The sequence below is a fragment of the Kitasatospora sp. Ki12 genome (assembly GCF_054601375.1).
The window spans coordinates 2,764,549-2,781,117 of sequence record NZ_BAAIHT010000001.1; the positions used below are offsets into that span (position 1 = coordinate 2,764,549).

The window sequence follows — 16,569 nt, forward strand, 5'->3', positions numbered from 1 at the left end:
GCCATACCCGGCGTCTCTGGGCCTCAGGACCATACGACTGGCCCGTCCAACCCATCAACAACGTAGGACCGACTGAATCCCGTTGCCCCTGTCAGTCCCCCCTGGCAAGTCCGGGCGACGCCGAAGGCCCCCGGCCGATCCGAGGATCGGGCGGGGGCCTTCGGGCTGTCAGGCGGGGGTCAGAAGCGGCGGGTGACCAGCGCCCGCTTCACTTCCTGGATCGCCTTGGTGACCTCGATGCCACGGGGGCAGGCCTCGGAGCAGTTGAAGGTGGTGCGGCAGCGCCACACGCCCTCGCGGTCGTTGAGGATCTCCAGGCGCTGCTCGGCACCCTCGTCGCGCGAGTCGAAGATGAAGCGGTGCGCGTTGACGATGGCGGCCGGGCCGAAGTACTGGCCGTCGTTCCAGAAGACCGGGCAGGACGACGTGCACGCGGCGCACAGGATGCACTTGGTGGTGTCGTCGAAGCGCTCGCGGTCCTCGGCGGACTGCAGGCGCTCGCGGGTCGGCTCGTTCCCCTTGGTGATGAGGAACGGCATGACGTCCTTGTACGCCTGGAAGAACGGGTCCATGTCCACGACCAGGTCCTTGAGGACCGTGAGGCCCTTGATGGCCTCGATCGTGATCGGCTTCTCCGGGTCGACGTCCTTGATCAGGGTCTTGCACGCCAGCCGGTTGCGGCCGTTGATCCGCATGGCGTCGGAGCCGCAGATGCCGTGGGCGCAGGAACGGCGGTAGGTGAGGGTGCCGTCCTGCTCCCACTTGATCTTGTTGAGCGCGTCCAGGACGCGCTCCTTCGGGTCCATCTCCAGCTGGTAGTCGACCCACACCGGGTCCGGGTGCTCCTCCGGGTTGAACCGGCGGATCCGGAAGGTGACGGTGATCAGCTGGGTACCGCCGGCCTCGGCCGCGTCCAGAGCGGCCGAGTGCTTCTCCATGGTCGGAGTGCTCATCAGTACTTACGCTCCATCGGCTGGTAGCGGGTCGTGACGACCGGCTTGTAGTCGAGGCGGATGGAGGTGCTGCCGTCGGCGGCGACCTCCTGGTACGCCATGGTGTGCTGCATGAACTTCACGTCGTCACGGGTCGGGAAGTCCTCGCGGTAGTGGCCGCCGCGGGACTCCTCGCGGGCCAGCGCGGAGACGGCGAGCACCTCGGCCAGGTCGAGCAGGTTGCCCAGCTCGATGGCCTCCAGGAGGTCCGTGTTGTAGCGGAAGCCCTTGTCCTGGATGGAGACGTTCTTGAAGCGCGCCCGCAGTGCGGCGATGTCCTCGACCGCCTGCTTCAGGGTGGCGCCGGTGCGGTACACCATCGCGTTGGCGTCCATGGTCTCCTGCAGCTCCTTGCGGATCTGCCCCACGGACTCGGTGCCGGTGGACTCGCGCAGCTGGTCGACCATGTCCTGGACGAGCCGCTCCGGGTTCTCCGGCAGCTCCACGAACTCGTTGGCGTTGGCGTAGTCGGCGGCGGCGATGCCCGCGCGCTTGCCGAACACGTTGATGTCCAGGAGCGAGTTGGTGCCCAGGCGGTTGGCGCCGTGTACGGACACGCAGGCGACCTCGCCGGCCGCGTACAGGCCCGGGACGATGTCCGTGTTGTTGCGCAGGACCTCACCCTCGACGTTGGTCGGGATGCCGCCCATGGCGTAGTGCGCGGTGGGCTGGATCGGGATCGGGTCCGTGTAGGGCTCGATGCCGAGGTAGGTGCGCGCGAACTCGGTGATGTCCGGGAGCTTGGCGTCCAGCTGCTCCGGCGGCAGGTGGGTGAGGTCCAGGTAGACGTGGTCGCCGTCCGGACCGCAGCCGCGGCCTTCGCGGATCTCGGTGTAGATCGCGCGGGAGCAGACGTCACGGGACGCGAGGTCCTTCATGACGGGGGCGTAGCGCTCCATGAAGCGCTCGCCGTCCTTGTTGCGCAGGATGCCGCCCTCGCCGCGGGCGCCCTCGGTGAGCAGGATGCCCATGCGCCAGATGCCCGTCGGGTGGAACTGGAAGAACTCCATGTCCTCCAGGGGCAGGCCGCGGCGGTAGGCCACCGCCTGGCCGTCACCGGTGAGGGTGTGGGCGTTCGAGGAGACCTTGAACATCTTGCCGGTGCCGCCGGAGGCGAACACGACCGACTTGGCCTGGAAGACGTGGATCTCGCCGGTGGCCAGCTCGTAGGCGACGACGCCGGCGGTCTTGCCCTCGTTGATCAGCAGGTCGAGGACGTAGAACTCGTTGAAGAACTCGACGCCGTGCTTGACGCAGTTCTGGAACAGCGTCTGGAGGATCATGTGGCCGGTGCGGTCGGCCGCGTAGCACGAGCGGCGGACCGGGGCCTCGCCGTGGTTGCGGGAGTGACCGCCGAAGCGGCGCTGGTCGATGCGGCCCTGCTCGGTGCGGGAGAAGGGCAGGCCCATCTTCTCCAGGTCGAGGACGGCGTCGATGGCCTCCTTGCACATGATCTCGGCGGCGTCCTGGTCGACCAGGTAGTCACCGCCCTTGACCGTGTCGAAGGTGTGCCACTCCCAGTTGTCCTCCTCGACGTTGGCGAGGGCGGCGCACATGCCGCCCTGGGCCGCGCCGGTGTGGGACCGGGTGGGGTAGAGCTTGGTCAGGACGGCGGTGCGGCTGCGCTGCGTGGACTCGATGGCCGCGCGCATGCCGGCGCCGCCGGCGCCGACGATGACGGTGTCGTACTGGTGAATCTGCATGGGGGGTTAACTCGCCTCTGGCCTCTGCCGATGGTCGATGGTGCTCGCGGCTCAGATGTTGGGGTCGAAGGTGAAGATCACCAGGGTGCCCAGCAGCACGGTGAAGACCGTGGCGGTACCCATGAGCCCCTTGAGCCAGAGCCGGGTCGAGTCCTTCTCGGCGTAGTCGTTGATGACCTGACGCATGCCGTTGGCGCCGTGCAGCATGGCGAGCCACAGCATCAGGAGGTCCCAGCCCTGCCAGAACGGCGAGGCCCAGCGGCCGGCCACGAAGGCGAAGCCGATCTTGGAGACGCCACCGTCGAGGATCAGCATGATGATCAGGTGGCCGAGGATCAGGGCGACCAGGACGACACCGGACAGGCGCATGAAGAGCCAGGCCAGCATCTCGAAGTTGGTGCGGGTGCGGCGCGGGGTCTTGGCCGTCCGCTTGCGCGGCGGCTCGATGACGAACGCGTCGGCCGGGTTGCCGGTGCCGAGGCCCTTGCCGGTGTGCGCCTGCTTCGACGGCACGACGATGGCGTCGGAGTATTCCGTGGTCATGTCTCGACTCACTTCCCGAACCAGGAGATCAGCGTGTGCTGCAGGATCCCGTAGAAGGAGCCGGCCATCAGGAGGACCCAGACGCCGACGACGGTCCAGAGCATCTGCTTCTGGTACTTCGGGCCCTTGGACCAGAAGTCCACCGCGACGACCCGCAGGCCGTTCAGCGCGTGGAACAGGATGGCGGCCACGAGGCCGTACTCCATCAGGTTCACGAGAGGAGTCTTGTACGTCTGGATGACGGTGTCGTAGGACTCCGGCGACACTCGGACGAGGGCGGTGTCAAGGACGTGGGCGAACAGGAAGAAGAAGATGAGGACGCCGGTGACTCGATGAGCCACCCAGCTCCACATGCCTTCCCGGCCGCGGTACAGCGTTCCAGCCGGCACGGAAAAACCCTCCGGAAGCGATTGGGGGCTCGGCCGGCTTCGGTGTCGGTCAGCCCGGCCGGGTACGGTCCACCGGCCGCGAGCATCCTATCGACGCCTTCTCGCGTGCCGCCTCCGGGGGCCCCAGGTGTGATCAATCAGGCACTTCTGGCCTAGTGCGGCGGGAACCGGGGCGGATCAGGTCACTCTGGGTGAGCAAATGACCGCGCCCCGCACCGGAGGGTGCGGGGCGCGGCGGGTCGGCCTCACCCGTACGGGCGACTCGTTCACTCGGACGGCGTGGGCGCGCGACGCGGGGTCAGTGCGCCCCGGCCTCCGAGTGGGTGGCGACCAGGTGCTCCAGTCGGGTGAGGGCGATCCGGCGGAGTTCGTCGGCCGCGATCAGCCGCTCCTCGTCCGGGTCGTTGGCCAGCCGGGTGCGGATGGAGGAGAGCACGGTGTCGAGCATCTCCTCCGGGGCGACGCCCTCCAGGCAGACCACGAACACGTGGCCGAACCGGGCCTCGTACGCGGCGTGCGCCGCCCGCAGGGCGGTGTGCGCGGCCTGGCTGCCGGGAGCGCGCATGCCGAGCAGCGGCTGCGGCATCCAGCTCTCGTCCGCCAGCGCCTCGGCGAGGTCGGCCGGGCGGAGGTCGTAGGAGGCCTCGCTGGCGGCGGCCAGCAGGGACTCTATGTCGGGGTACGGCCGGTGCGCGGTGAGCCGCAGGGCCCAGCGGTGACTGCCGCAGCAGGCCAGCAGGGCCTCCTCGGCGGCGCCGGCGTCGGCTTCGTTGAAGCGGTGCAACCCGAGGAGGGTCGGCTCTGTTCTGACGTCGAGCCGCTGTGACGGGATGTCGCTGGCCAGCGGGTCCTCCTCGTGAGGGCGGGAAGGTGCCGGTGATGTGGGGTGGTGAAGCACGTGAAGTATGGGGCTGCGGCGGGGCGCTCGGCGCCGGTGGGGCAGCGTCTCCAAGGTAGTTGAGCCGTCATCAGTTAGGGAGGGCGCGCGCCGAATTCATCCGGACGAGCTATCAAGTTGTGACGTTGACACCTGCGTGTCAGCGCCCTCCCCACCTTCTTCTGCTAATCGGCCCAGGTCGGCTCGGCGCCCGGCCCGGCGGTCGGCTCAGTCGCAGCGGGTGCCCGTGGCCGGCATGGTGCCCTCGGTCAGGTAGTCCTCCAGGGCCCGGTCGATGCAGGTGTTGCCCTTGCCGAAGGCGCCGTGTCCCTCGCCGACCCGGGTGAGCAGGGTGGCGTTCGCGAAGCCCTTGGCCAGCGACTCGGCGGAGGCGTACGGGGTGGCCGGGTCGCCGGTGGAGCCGACCACCAGGATCGGGGCGCTGCCCTCGGCCCGGATCGGGTGCGGCTTCTCCTGCGTCTTGAACGGCCAGTAGGCGCAGCCGGGCTCGCTGTAGTCGTCCACCGTGACGCCCCTGGAGAGCAGCGGCGCCTCGGCGAGCAGCCGGTCCACCGCGGCCTTGGCGTGCTCGGGGGTGGGGGCGGGGCGGGCGGCGTCGGCGCAGCCGATCGCGCCGTTGGCCTCCTCCATCGGGCTGTAGTGGCCGTTCTCGTCGCGGCCGTTGTAGTCGTCGGCGAAGGCCAGCAGCAGGTCGGCGCGCTTCATCTGCATCGCCATGCCGAGGCCGACCCGCAGGTACTGCCAGGAGGACTTCTCGTCGCCGTAGAGCATCTGGATGGTTCCGGTCCAGGCCAGGTCGCGGCCGAGCTTGCGGCCGTCCTTGGCGGTCAGCGGGTTGTCGTGGAGGCCGTCGAGGAAGTCGGCGGCCTTCTTGGCGGCCGTGGCCTTGTCCTTGCCGAGCGGGCACTCGGCGGCGTGGTTCTCCACGCAGTCGGCGGCGAAGCGCTCGAAGGACTTCTCGAAGCCGACCTGCTGGTCGACGCCGTGGTCCAGGGTGTCCTGGGCGGGGTCGACGGCGCCGTCCAGGACCAGTCGGCCGGTGTTCTTCGGGAACTCCTCGGCGTAGAGGGCGCCGAGGTAGGTGCCGTAGGAGATGCCCAGGTAGTTGAGCTTCTTGTCGCCCACGACGGCGCGCAGCACGTCGAGGTCGCGGGCGGTGTTGCGGGTGCCGACGAAGGGCAGCAGCCGGCCGGACCTGGCCTGGCAGGCGGCGGCGTGGTCGGTGGACTGCTTGACGTGGGCGGCCTTGCGCTCGGCCGGGTCCAGCGGCTCGTCCTCCTGCTCGGCGGCGTCGTGCTGCTTGTCGTCGTAGCAGACGATCGGGGCGCTCTGGCCGGTGCCGCGCGGGTCGAAGCCGATCACGTCGAAGCGGTTGTGCAGGGTGCCGATGAAGTCCTTGGCGCCGTACTCGACCATCTCGATGCCGGAGCCGCCGGGACCGCCGGGGTTGACCATCAGCGAGCCGACCCGCTGGCTCGGCTTGGCGGCCGGGTACTTGATCAGCGCGAGGTCGATCGCGTCGGTGGCCGGGTTGGCGTAGTCGAGCGGGACGTGCAGCTTGCCGCACTGCAGCTCGGAGGTGTCGATCTTGATCTTCGCGGCCTTGGGGTCGGCCGGGCAGGCGGCCCAGGCGATCTGCTGGCCGTAGAAGGGCTTGAGAGCCGGGTCGGCCTCGCCGGTGGCCTTGGCGGTGGCCGGGGCGGTCGGCGCCGGGGTGGCCGCGGAGCTCGCGGCGGCGGGCGCGGAGGTGCCGGCGGCCCGGTCCTGGGCGGGCTGGGCGGCGCCGTCGCAGGCGGCGGTGAGGAGGAGGGTGCCCGCCGCCACCGCGGTCAGCAGGACTCGTGGGCGGGCGGCCCGGAAGGTTCTCATCGCACGTGTGTACCACTGGGTGGTGACGCGTTCGATCATCGCCCCCGGCCCGCCCGCCGGCCCGGATCAGCCGCGGTGGACCTTGTGGTTGGCGGCCTGCGCCCGGGGGCGGACCACCAGCAGGTCGATGTTCACGTGCGACGGCCGGGTGACCGTCCACGCCACGGTGTCCGCGATGTCCTCGGCGGTCAGCGGCTCGGCCACGCCCGCGTACACGGCGGCCGCCTTGGACTCGTCGCCGCGGAAGCGGGTGATCGCGAAGCCCTCGGACTTCACCATCCCGGGCGCGATCTCGATCACCCGGATCGGCTCCCCGCACAGCTCCAGCCGCAGCGTCGCCGCGATGGTGTGCGCGGCGTGCTTGGCGGCGACGTAGCCGCCGCCGCCCTCGTACGCGGTCAGCGCGGCGGTCGAGGAGAGCACCAGCACCGTGCCGTCGCCGGTGGCCCGCAGGGCCGGCAGCAGCGCCTGCGTCATGTGCAGCACGCCGAGCACGTTCACCTCGTACATCGCCCGCCAGTCGGCCGGGTCGCCGTGCTCCACCGTCTCGGCGCCGATCGCGCCGCCGGCGTTGTTCACCAGGACGTCCACCCGGCCGACCTCGGCGGCGAAGGCGTCCACGGCGGCCCGGTCGGTGACGTCCACGGTGTGGGCGCGGCCGCCGATCTCCTTGGCCAGTGCCTCGATCCGCTCGGTGCGGCGGGCGGTCAGCACCACGTCGAAGCCCTCGGCCGCCAGCCGGCGGGCGGTAGCCGCGCCGATTCCGCTGCTGGCACCGGTGACCACGGCCACCTTCTGCTCGGTCATTGCCACTCCCTGGGGCTCATCGGTCGTTCACCCGATCATCTCAACCGCCTCGGCGTCCCGGCGGGCGGGCCGGGACCCTGGAGCGCGAGGACCAGTGCCCGCCGACCCCGTGGAGGGACCCATGGCCGCCGCGCCCCGCCGGGCCGAGTCGGGATTCGACGTCGAGCCGCTGTACGGCCCCGGGGATCCGGCCGGCTGGGACCCGGCGGTCCGGCTGGGGCGGCCGGGGGAGTACCCCTTCACCCGGGGCGTCCACCCGACCATGTACACCGGCCGGCTCTGGACGATGCGCCAGTACGCGGGCTTCGGCACCGCCGCCGAGTCCAACGCCCGCTACCGGCAGCTGATCGCGGGCGGCGGCACCGGCCTGTCGGTCGCCTTCGACCTGCCCACCCAGATGGGCCACGACTCGGACGCCCCGCTCGCGGCCGGGGAGGTCGGCAGGGTGGGGGTGGCGGTGGACAGCGTCGAGGACATGGCGGTGCTGTTCGACGGCATCCCGCTCGGCGAGGTCTCCACCTCGATGACGATCAACGCGCCGGCCGCGCCGCTCCTGCTCCTCTACCGGCTGGTCGGCGAGGCCCAGGGGGTGGCGCCGGCGGCGCTCACCGGGACGGTCCAGAACGACGTGCTGAAGGAGTACATCGCCCGCGGCACGTACATCTTCCCGCCGCAGCCCTCGCTGCGGCTGGTCGCCGACGTGTTCCGGTACTGCCGGGCCGAGATGCCGCGCTGGAACACCATCTCCGTCTCCGGCTACCACATGGCCGAGGCCGGGGCCGGTCCCGCGCAGGAGATCGCCTTCACCCTGGCCAACGGCATCGCCTACGTCCGCACCGCGATCGCCGCCGGGATGGCCGTGGACGACTTCGCGCCGCGGCTCTCGTTCTTCTTCGTGGCCCGCACGACGCTTCTGGAGGAAGTGGCCAAGTTCCGTGCCGCGCGCAGGATTTGGGCCAGAGTCATGCGCGATGGCTTCGGTGCGGAGGATCCCCGCTCGCAGATGCTGCGCTTCCACACCCAGACCGCCGGGGTGCAGCTCACCGCGCAGCAGCCCGAGGTCAACCTGGCCAGGGTCACCCTGCAGGCGCTCGCCGCGGTGTTCGGCGGGACCCAGTCGCTGCACACGAACAGCTACGACGAGGCGATCGCCCTGCCCACCGAGAAGGCCGCCCGGCTCGCCCTGCGGACCCAGCAGGTGCTCGCCCACGAGACCGACGTGACCGCCACCGTCGATCCGTTCGCGGGTTCGTACGCCGTCGAGTCGCTCACCGACGAGGTGGAGGCCGCCGTCCTGGCGCTGATGGACCGGATCGAGGACCAGGGCGGCGCGGTGGCCGCGATCGAACGGGGCTTCCAGAAGGGCGAGATCGAACGCACCGCCTACCGGGTCCAGCAGGAGACCGACTCCGGCGAGCGGACCGTGGTCGGCGTCAACCGCTTCCGGTCGGACACGGAGGAGCCGTACCGGCCGCTGCGGGTGGACCCGGCGGTCGAACGGCAGCAGGCCGACCGGCTGGCCCGGCTGCGGGCCGAGCGCTCGGCCGGCGCCGTCACCCGGACGCTGGACGCGTTGCGCCGGACGGCCGAGGGGCCGGAGAACGTGCTGTACCCGATGAAGGAGGCGCTGGCCGCCCGGGCGACCGTCGGCGAGGTGTGCGACGCGCTGCGGGAGGTGTGGGGGACGTACGTCCCGGTGGAGCGCTTCTGAGATTCGCCTGAACGGCCGTCAACGGCCGGGAGTCGTCAAGGCGATGGCGGCCGTGACCGCCGGCCCGGGTGATCGTTGCACAGGGCAAGCAATCCGGGGAAGGCGGCTGAAACGAGATGTCATACCCACCTGTCCGGCCGGTATGCGCCCATCCGGGGACTGATTTTCCGGAAGTCGGGCCAAATCCCCCCAACAGGCCTACGATTGGGGAGATGAACCGTCCTGAGCCCGCTCAGCCGGGCGCCACCCTCGCCGCCGCACGCCCCGTTGTCGAACTGCGCGACCGGGTCAGGGGGCTGGAGCCCGAGCTGATCGCCTTCCGCCGTGATCTGCACCGGCATCCGGAGCTGGGCCGCCAGGAGTTCCGCACCACCGGGTTGCTGCGCGACCGGCTGGTCGCCGCCGGCCTCGAACCCCGGGTGCTGCCCGGCGGCACCGGGCTGATCGTCGACATCGTCCCGGCCGGCACCGCCCCGGGCGCCGAGTTCCTGGCCTTCCGCGCCGACATCGACGCGCTGCCCATCGACGACGCCAAGACCGACGTGCCGTACCGCTCGACCGTCCCCGGCCGGGCCCACGCCTGCGGGCACGACGTGCACACCTCGGTGGTGCTCGGCACCGGCCTGGTGCTGGCCGAGGCCGCCCGCAGCGGCGAGCTGCGCCGCCCGGTCCGGCTGGTCTTCCAGCCGGCCGAGGAGGTCATGCCCGGCGGCGCGCTGGACGTGATCAAGGCCGGCGGGATGGACGGCGTGGGCCGGATCTTCGCGGTGCACTGCGACCCGAAGGTGGAGGTCGGCCGGATCGCCCTGCGCACCGGCGCGATCACCTCGGCCTGCGACCGCCTGGTGCTGCACCTGGACGGCCCCGGCGGGCACACCGCCCGCCCGCACCTGACCACCGACCTGGTGACCGCGGTGGCCCGGATGGCCGCCGAGCTCCCCGGCGCGCTCGCCCGCCGGATGGACCCGCGCTGGGGCGTCAGCCTGGTCTGGGGCCGGATCGCCTCCGGCTCCGCGCCCAACGTCATCCCGCAGCACGCCGAGCTGGAGGGCACCGTCCGCTGCCTGGAGCTGGACGGCTGGCGGGAGGCGCCGGACCTGCTGCACGAGCTGATCGCCAAGCTCGCCGAGACCTACCGGGCCAAGTGGACGCTGGACTACCACCGCGGCGTGCCGCCGGTGGTCAACGAGGCGGTCTCGGTCGCGCTGCTGGACGCGGCGATGCACGCCCGGTTCGGGCTGACCGATCGACACGAGCCCGCGACGGTCGTGGAGGGCACCGAGCAGAGCCTGGGCGGCGAGGACTTCTCCTGGTACCTGGAGCACGCCCCGGGCGCGCTGGCCCGGCTGGGTGTCCGCGCCCCCGGCGACACCGCCGTGCGCGACCTGCACCAGGGCCGGTTCGACGTGGACGAGCGGGCGATCGGCATCGGCACCGAGCTGTTCGCGGCGCTGGCCCTGGAGGTGGAAGGCGACTGACCGGGCGCCGCCCACGGGTCGGGGAGCCGACACGTGGGCGGTTTGTCGGATTCGGGGTTCGGTGGCGGTTCCGTAAACTGGGCCGAACCAACCTCGGACCACCATCCGTGCAGGGGTGTAGAGCCTCGGGACAGGCTTCAGACCACGGTTTGATAACAACCCGAATGCTCTGGCACCCCGTAACACAACCGTGTTCTACGCGCGTTACGGTGGCGTCCGACCACGCCAAACGGTTGCGTGTCAGAAGGAGAAACTCCCTTGCGCCGTTCAATGAAGCTCGCCGCGGTTGTGCTCTCGGGTTCCCTGGGCATGGCCTCGCTCGCCGCTTGCGGCGCAAAGAGCACCGACAACACCTCTTCTTCCGCCTCGGGCGACGGCTCGCTCAAGGTCGGCATGGCCTACGACATCGGTGGCCGCGGCGACCAGTCGTTCAACGACTCCGCCGCGCGTGGTCTCGACAAGGCCAAGTCCGACCTGGGCGCCTCGGTGACCGAGGCCGAGGCCAAGTCCGGTGAGGCCGAGGCCGACAAGGAGACCCGCCTCAAGAACCTGGTCGACGCCGGCTACAAGACCATCATCGCGGTCGGCTTCGTCTACCAGCCGGCGGTCAACAAGGTCGCCAAGGACAACCCGAACGTCAAGTTCGCGATCATCGACTCGAACGACAAGGACCAGCCGTCCAACGTCACCTCGCTGCTCTTCGCCGAGCAGGAGGGTTCGTACCTGGCCGGTGTTGCCGCCGCCAACAAGTCGAAGGCCAAGCACGTCGGCTTCATCGGCGGTGTGCAGTCCGAGCTGATCAAGAAGTTCGAGGCCGGTTACAAGGCGGGTGTGAAGTCCGTCGACCCGAACATCGTGGTCGAGACCACCTACCTGACCACGCCTCCGGACTTCACCGGCTTCAACTCGCCCGACAAGGGCAAGGAGGCCGCGCAGGGCCAGCTCGACAAGGGCGCGGACATCATCTACACCGCCGCCGGCTCCTCCGGCAACGGCGCCATCGAGGCCGTCGCCAACAAGCAGGGCGCCCTGGCCATCGGTGTCGACTCCGACCAGGCCAGCCAGCCGGCCCTGGCGAAGTACAAGAACAGCATCATGACCTCGATGGTCAAGAACGTCGACAACGCGGTCTTCGCGTACATCGACTCGGTCAAGAAGGGCAGCGCCTTCACCGGCATCAAGCTCTTCGACCTGAAGGCCGACGGTGTCTCGCTCGCCACCACCGGTGGCAAGATCGACGACATCCAGGACAAGCTGAAGGCCGCCGCCGACGCCATCAAGAGCGGCGCCACCACCATCCCGACCGCGCCGGTCCAGTAGGACCGCGCGTCTCGGACGCGACAGCGCCTGCCGCCTGCCCGGCAGCGCGATGATCGACACAGTTCACGGGAGGGGCCCGGCAGGGTGCGCTCAAGGCGTACCCCCGGGCCCCGTTCCGTCTCCCCGTTTCCCCCCTTGGCCCTCCGAGCGCAACGACGCGCCTCCAGACCACCAGGAGACCGCCATCACCGCATCCGACCCCGTCCCCCTGCGCAAGGACGGAACCCCCAGCGCGGGGACGGCGACACCGGCCGTCGAACTGCGCGGCATCACCAAGCGCTTCCCCGGTGTCGTGGCCAACCACGACATCAACCTCACCGTCCGCACCGGCACCGTGCACGCCCTGATGGGCGAGAACGGCGCCGGAAAGTCGACGCTGATGAAGATCCTCTACGGCATGCAGAAGCCGGACGAGGGCACCATCGCGATCAACGGCGAGCAGTGCGAGTTCAACACCCCCGGCGACGCGATCTCGCGCGGCATCGGCATGGTGCACCAGCACTTCATGCTGGCCGACAACCTCACGGTGCTGGAGAACGTCGTCCTCGGCGGCGAGAAGATCCACGGCATCGGCGCCAAGGCGAAGGCGAAGATCAAGGAGATCTCCGACCAGTACGGCCTGGGCGTCCGCCCGGACGCCCTGGTCGAGGACCTCGGCGTCGCCGACCGCCAGCGCGTCGAGATCCTCAAGGTGCTGTACCGCGGCGCCAAGATCCTGATCCTCGACGAGCCCACGGCCGTCCTCGTCCCGCAGGAGGTCGACGCGCTGTTCGACAACCTGCGCGAGCTCAAGTCCGAGGGCGTCACGGTCATCTTCATCTCGCACAAGCTGCACGAGGTGCTGGCGGTCGCCGACGCGATCAGCGTCATCCGGCGCGGCACCACGGTGGGCGACGCCGACCCGAAGGCCGTCACCGCCCGCCAGCTCGCTGAGATGATGGTCGGCGCCGAGCTGCCCTCCCCGGAGAGCCGCGAGTCGACCGTCACCGCGACCGAGATGCTCGACGTCAAGGACCTGCGGATCGCCAAGACCGACGCCGAGGGCATCGAGCGCGTCGTCCTGGACGACATCTCGCTGCGCATCCACAAGGGCGAGATCCTCGGCATCGCGGGTGTCGAGGGCAACGGTCAGGCCGAGCTGGTCGAGGCCATCATGGGCATGCTGCCGCTGGACGGCGGCACCGTCACCCTGGACGGCAAGGACCTCTCCGGCACCCTCACCCGGGCCCGCCGCGAGGCCGGCATCGGGTACATCCCCGAGGACCGCCACAAGCACGGCCTGCTGCTGGAGGCCCCGCTCTGGGAGAACCGCATCCTCGGCCACGTCACCGAGGAGCCCAACTCCAAGGGCGTGCTGCTCGACCCCGGCGCGGCCCGGACGGACACCCTGCGGATCGTCGAGGAGTTCGACGTCCGCACCCCCGGCATCGAGGTCACCGCGGCCTCCCTCTCCGGCGGCAACCAGCAGAAGCTGATCATCGGCCGCGAGATGAGCCACCAGCCCAAGCTGCTGATCGCCGCGCACCCCACCCGCGGCGTCGACGTCGGCGCGCAGGCCCAGATCTGGGAGCACATCCGGGTCGCCCAGCGGGCCGGCCTGGCCGTCCTGCTGATCTCCGCCGACCTGGACGAGCTGATCGGGCTCTCCGACACCATCCGGGTCATCTACCGCGGCCGCCTGGTCGCCGACGCAGACCCGGCCACCGTGACCGCCGAGGACCTGGGCACCGCGATGACCGGTGCGGCCAGCGGCCACATCGAGTCCGAGCCGGAGGCCGTCGCCGAGGCGCAGGCCGTCGCCGCCGAGGGCACCGAGGCCGAGGCCGAGCACCCGCCCACCGACACCGCCGACGACTCGCAGGCGGGGGAGTAGCCACATGACCAGTCCCAACCCCGCCGCCAAGGCCGCCAAGCCCGGCCTCGCGCAGCGGATCAGCGGCGAGCGGATCGTGCTCGCACTGGCGGCGCCGGTGCTCGCGGTCGTGCTCTCCGTCGCGATCTGCTCCGTCCTGCTGGCGACCTCGGGCAAGAACCCGTTCGACGCGTGGAACGTGATGATCACGTACGCCACCAAGTCGGACGGCCAGGTGAACATCCTCAACCGGTCCACCACGTACTACCTGGCCGCCGCGGCCGCCGCGTTCGGGTTCCGGATGAACCTGTTCAACATCGGCGTCGAGGGCCAGTACAAGGTCGCGGCGCTGTTCGCGGCCTACGTCGGCGGGCAGGTCGACCTGCCGTCGTTCATCCAGATCCCGCTGCTGCTGGTCACCGCCATGCTGGTCGGCGGCCTGTACGCGAGCATCGCCGGTCTGCTGAAGGTCTACCGCGGCGTCAGCGAGGTCATCGCGACCATCATGCTGAACTCGATCGCGGTCGCGATCGTCGGCCTGCTGCTCGTCCCGGGCATCTTCGCGCCGAAGGTGAGCGGCACCAGCAACTCGATCCAGACCGCGCCGCTCTCGGAGTCCAGCCACTTCTTCGCGCTCGACACGGCCGGCGGCCCGCTCTGGGGCTTCATCTTCATCGCCATCCTGGTCGGCGTGGTCTTCCAGTTCACCCTGACCCGCACCCGCTTCGGCTTCGACCTGCGCGCCACCGGCCGCTCGGAGTCCGCCGCGACCGCGTCCGGCGTGAACGTCAAGAAGATGGTGATCATCTCGATGGCCGTCTCCGGCGCGATCGCCGGTCTGATCGGCCTGCCCGAGCTGATGCAGAACTCCTTCAACTACGGCCAGAGCTTCCAGCCCGGCCTGGGCTTCCTGGGCATCTCGATCGCCCTGCTGGGCCGCAACAGCCCGTTCGGCATGGTCTTCGCGGCCGTGCTGTTCGCCTTCCTGGACGCCACCGGTTCGCAGCTCCCGCTGCAGGGCGGCTTCCCGTCCGAGATCGTCGCGGTCATGCAGGGCACCATCGTCATCTGCGTCGTCGTCGCGTACGAGCTGGTGCGCCGCTACGGCCTGAAGCGCCAGCAGCAGAAGGTCGGCGCCCAGCTCGCCGCCCAGGCCGCCGCGGCCAGCAACAAGGAGGTTGCGGCATGAGCCAGAACTTCACGGCCGACTACTGGAAGAGGATCGTCTTCCCGGTAGGAGAGCCATCGGGCAAGCCTGCGAAGAACCGCAAGCTGTCCTGGCCGGTGGTCCTGCTCCTGATCGCGGGCGCCCTGGTCCTGTTCTCCGCCGTGGGCATGGCCACCGGCAACCACTCGCTGACCTCCTCCGGTCAGGTCACCGCCGCGCTCAGCGCCGCCGTGCCGATCGGCATGGCCGGCCTCGGCGGTCTCTGGTCCGAGCGGGCCGGTGTGGTCAACATCGGTCTCGAAGGCATGATGGTCGCCGGCACCTTCTGCGGTGCCTGGGCCGGTTACCTGGTCAACCCGTGGGTCGGCCTGCTGGCCGGCATGCTCGGCGGCGCGCTCGGCGGTCTGCTGCACGCGGTCGTCACCGTCACCTTCGGCGTCGACCACATCGTCTCCGGCGTCGGCATCAACCTGCTGATCCCCGGCATCTGCGCGTACGTCAACCGGATCTACTACAAGGACTACATCTCGGCCGGTGCCGGGGCGAACCAGTCCCCGCCGGCGGATCCGCTGCCGTACATCACCATCCCCGGGCTGTCCTCGGGCCTGAAGAGCATCGAGAACCACCACTGGTTCCTGGTCTCGGACATCGCGGGCGTGCTCGGCGGCCTGGTCACCAACATCTCGGTGGTCGTGCTCCTGGCGGGCGCGCTGATCGTGGTCAGCTACTTCGCGCTCTGGCGCACGGTGTTCGGCCTGCGGCTGCGCTCCTGCGGTGAGAACCCGACCGCCGCCGAGTCGCTGGGCGTCAACGTCTACAAGTACAAGTACCTGGCGGTCATCGCCTCCGGCGCCTTCGCGGGCCTCGGCGGCGCGTACCTCTCGCTGGTCGCCGCGCACTTCTACAAGGACGGCCAGACCCTGGGCCGCGGCTTCATCGGCCTCGCCGCGATGATCTTCGGCAACTGGATGCCCGGCGGTCTCGCCATGGGCGCCGGCCTGTTCGGCTTCACCGACAGCCTCCAGCTGCGCGACCCGGAGTCGGTGCACGTGCTGATCCTGATCGTCGGTATCGCGATGATCCTGCTCGCCCTGTGGCACCTGTACCGGCGCAAGTACACCTCGACGGTGATCTCCTTCGTCGTCGCCGGCGGCCTGATCGCCTGGTACTCGCTGACCGACGAGGTGCAGCGTCCGCTGATCGTCGCCACGCCGTACCTGATCACCCTGGTGGTGCTCTCGCTGGCCTCGCAGCGGCTGCGGATGCCCAAGGCGGACGGTCAGATCTACCGCAAGGGCCAGGGCAAGTGACGGCCCCCGTGATCGACTGGGAGCGGCTGCGCGAGGCGGCGCGCGAGGCGATGGGCCACGCGTACGCCCCGTACAGCAAGTTCCCGGTCGGCGCGGCCGCGCTGGTGGACGACGGACGGGTGGTCACCGGCTGCAACGTCGAGAACGCCTCGTACGGCCTCGCGCTGTGCGCCGAGTGCGGGCTGGTGTCCGCGCTGCACGCCACCGGCGGCGGGCGGCTGACCGCGTTCACCTGCGTGGACGGCGCCGGTGAGCTGCTGATGCCGTGCGGGCGCTGCCGCCAGCTGCTGTACGAGCACGGCGGGCCCGAGCTGCTGGTCGACCTGGCCTCCGGCGTGAAGCCGATGAGCGAGGTCCTGCCCGAGGCGTTCGGGCCGGAGCGGCTGTAAGGGCCCATCGGGTGACTCGGGCCGGGCGCGTCGATCCACCCGATGGGCCCTAGCATCTGCATTTGTTACGCGCGTAGAGTGTCGCGAGTGGGCCGGAACCCGGTCATCTCGCGGCACTCTACGCATTTCACGCTGCATTT

14 protein-coding genes are annotated in these 16,569 nt (G+C 70.3%); 7 read left to right on the forward strand and 7 right to left on the reverse strand.

The window, feature by feature from the left end; translation table 11 throughout:
* Positions 1-179 precede the first annotated feature (179 nt).
* From ACYP53_RS12175 to ACYP53_RS12205, 7 genes are all read right to left on the reverse strand, one after another.
* Positions 180-953, reverse strand: coding sequence for a succinate dehydrogenase iron-sulfur subunit (locus ACYP53_RS12175; protein WP_189916133.1), 774 nt, complete (start codon positions 951-953; stop codon positions 180-182).
* Entirely contained in the window at positions 953-2,695 is a 1,743-nt protein-coding gene (gene sdhA, locus ACYP53_RS12180) for a succinate dehydrogenase flavoprotein subunit (protein ID WP_189916134.1), read from the reverse strand. Before sdhA ends, ACYP53_RS12175 begins: the two co-directional genes overlap by 1 nt.
* 51 nt (positions 2,696-2,746) lie before the next feature.
* Positions 2,747-3,238: a succinate dehydrogenase, hydrophobic membrane anchor protein gene (gene sdhD, locus ACYP53_RS12185; protein ID WP_189916135.1), complete on the reverse strand. Its 492-nt coding sequence runs from the start codon at positions 3,236-3,238 to the stop codon at positions 2,747-2,749.
* Between the two features lie 8 nt (positions 3,239-3,246).
* A complete protein-coding gene (sdhC, locus tag ACYP53_RS12190) occupies positions 3,247-3,627 on the reverse strand; it encodes a succinate dehydrogenase, cytochrome b556 subunit (protein WP_189916136.1) in 381 nt (126 codons plus the stop codon).
* A 298-nt stretch (positions 3,628-3,925) separates the two neighbouring features.
* Positions 3,926-4,411 (reverse strand): 2-oxo-4-hydroxy-4-carboxy-5-ureidoimidazoline decarboxylase, encoded by a 486-nt coding sequence (locus ACYP53_RS12195; protein ID WP_033332396.1) that lies wholly within the window; start codon positions 4,409-4,411, stop codon positions 3,926-3,928.
* A gap of 321 nt (positions 4,412-4,732) precedes the next feature.
* Positions 4,733-6,394 (reverse strand): alpha/beta hydrolase, encoded by a 1,662-nt coding sequence (locus tag ACYP53_RS12200; protein ID WP_459647378.1) that lies wholly within the window; start codon positions 6,392-6,394, stop codon positions 4,733-4,735.
* Positions 6,395-6,460: 66 nt separating this feature from the next.
* On the reverse strand, positions 6,461-7,201 hold the full coding sequence (locus ACYP53_RS12205; protein WP_189916138.1) for an SDR family oxidoreductase: 741 nt from the start codon (positions 7,199-7,201) through the stop codon (positions 6,461-6,463).
* 121 nt (positions 7,202-7,322) lie between these two features.
* Here ACYP53_RS12205 and ACYP53_RS12210 point away from each other — a divergent pair, with 121 nt between their 5' ends.
* The 7 genes from ACYP53_RS12210 to ACYP53_RS12240 all read left to right on the forward strand — a co-directional run bounded on the left by ACYP53_RS12210 (position 7,323) and on the right by ACYP53_RS12240 (position 16,429).
* A complete protein-coding gene (locus ACYP53_RS12210; RefSeq protein WP_459647379.1) occupies positions 7,323-8,912 on the forward strand; it encodes an acyl-CoA mutase large subunit family protein in 1,590 nt (529 codons plus the stop codon).
* 212 nt (positions 8,913-9,124) lie between these two features.
* Positions 9,125-10,390, forward strand: coding sequence for an amidohydrolase (locus ACYP53_RS12215; protein WP_189916140.1), 1,266 nt, complete (start codon positions 9,125-9,127; stop codon positions 10,388-10,390).
* Between the two features lie 258 nt (positions 10,391-10,648).
* Positions 10,649-11,710, forward strand: coding sequence for a BMP family lipoprotein (locus tag ACYP53_RS12220; protein WP_189916141.1), 1,062 nt, complete (start codon positions 10,649-10,651; stop codon positions 11,708-11,710).
* 292 nt (positions 11,711-12,002) lie between these two features.
* Positions 12,003-13,583, forward strand: coding sequence for an ABC transporter ATP-binding protein (locus ACYP53_RS12225; protein WP_459647380.1), 1,581 nt, complete (start codon positions 12,003-12,005; stop codon positions 13,581-13,583).
* A 4-nt stretch (positions 13,584-13,587) separates the two neighbouring features.
* Positions 13,588-14,751, forward strand: coding sequence for an ABC transporter permease (locus tag ACYP53_RS12230; RefSeq protein WP_459647381.1), 1,164 nt, complete (start codon positions 13,588-13,590; stop codon positions 14,749-14,751).
* A complete protein-coding gene (locus tag ACYP53_RS12235) occupies positions 14,748-16,040 on the forward strand; it encodes an ABC transporter permease (RefSeq protein WP_459647382.1) in 1,293 nt (430 codons plus the stop codon). The genes ACYP53_RS12230 and ACYP53_RS12235 overlap by 4 nt, the downstream gene beginning before the upstream one ends.
* Positions 16,037-16,429: a cytidine deaminase gene (locus tag ACYP53_RS12240; RefSeq protein ID WP_268256565.1), complete on the forward strand. Its 393-nt coding sequence runs from the start codon at positions 16,037-16,039 to the stop codon at positions 16,427-16,429. Before ACYP53_RS12235 ends, ACYP53_RS12240 begins: the two co-directional genes overlap by 4 nt.
* Positions 16,430-16,569 lie beyond the last annotated feature (140 nt).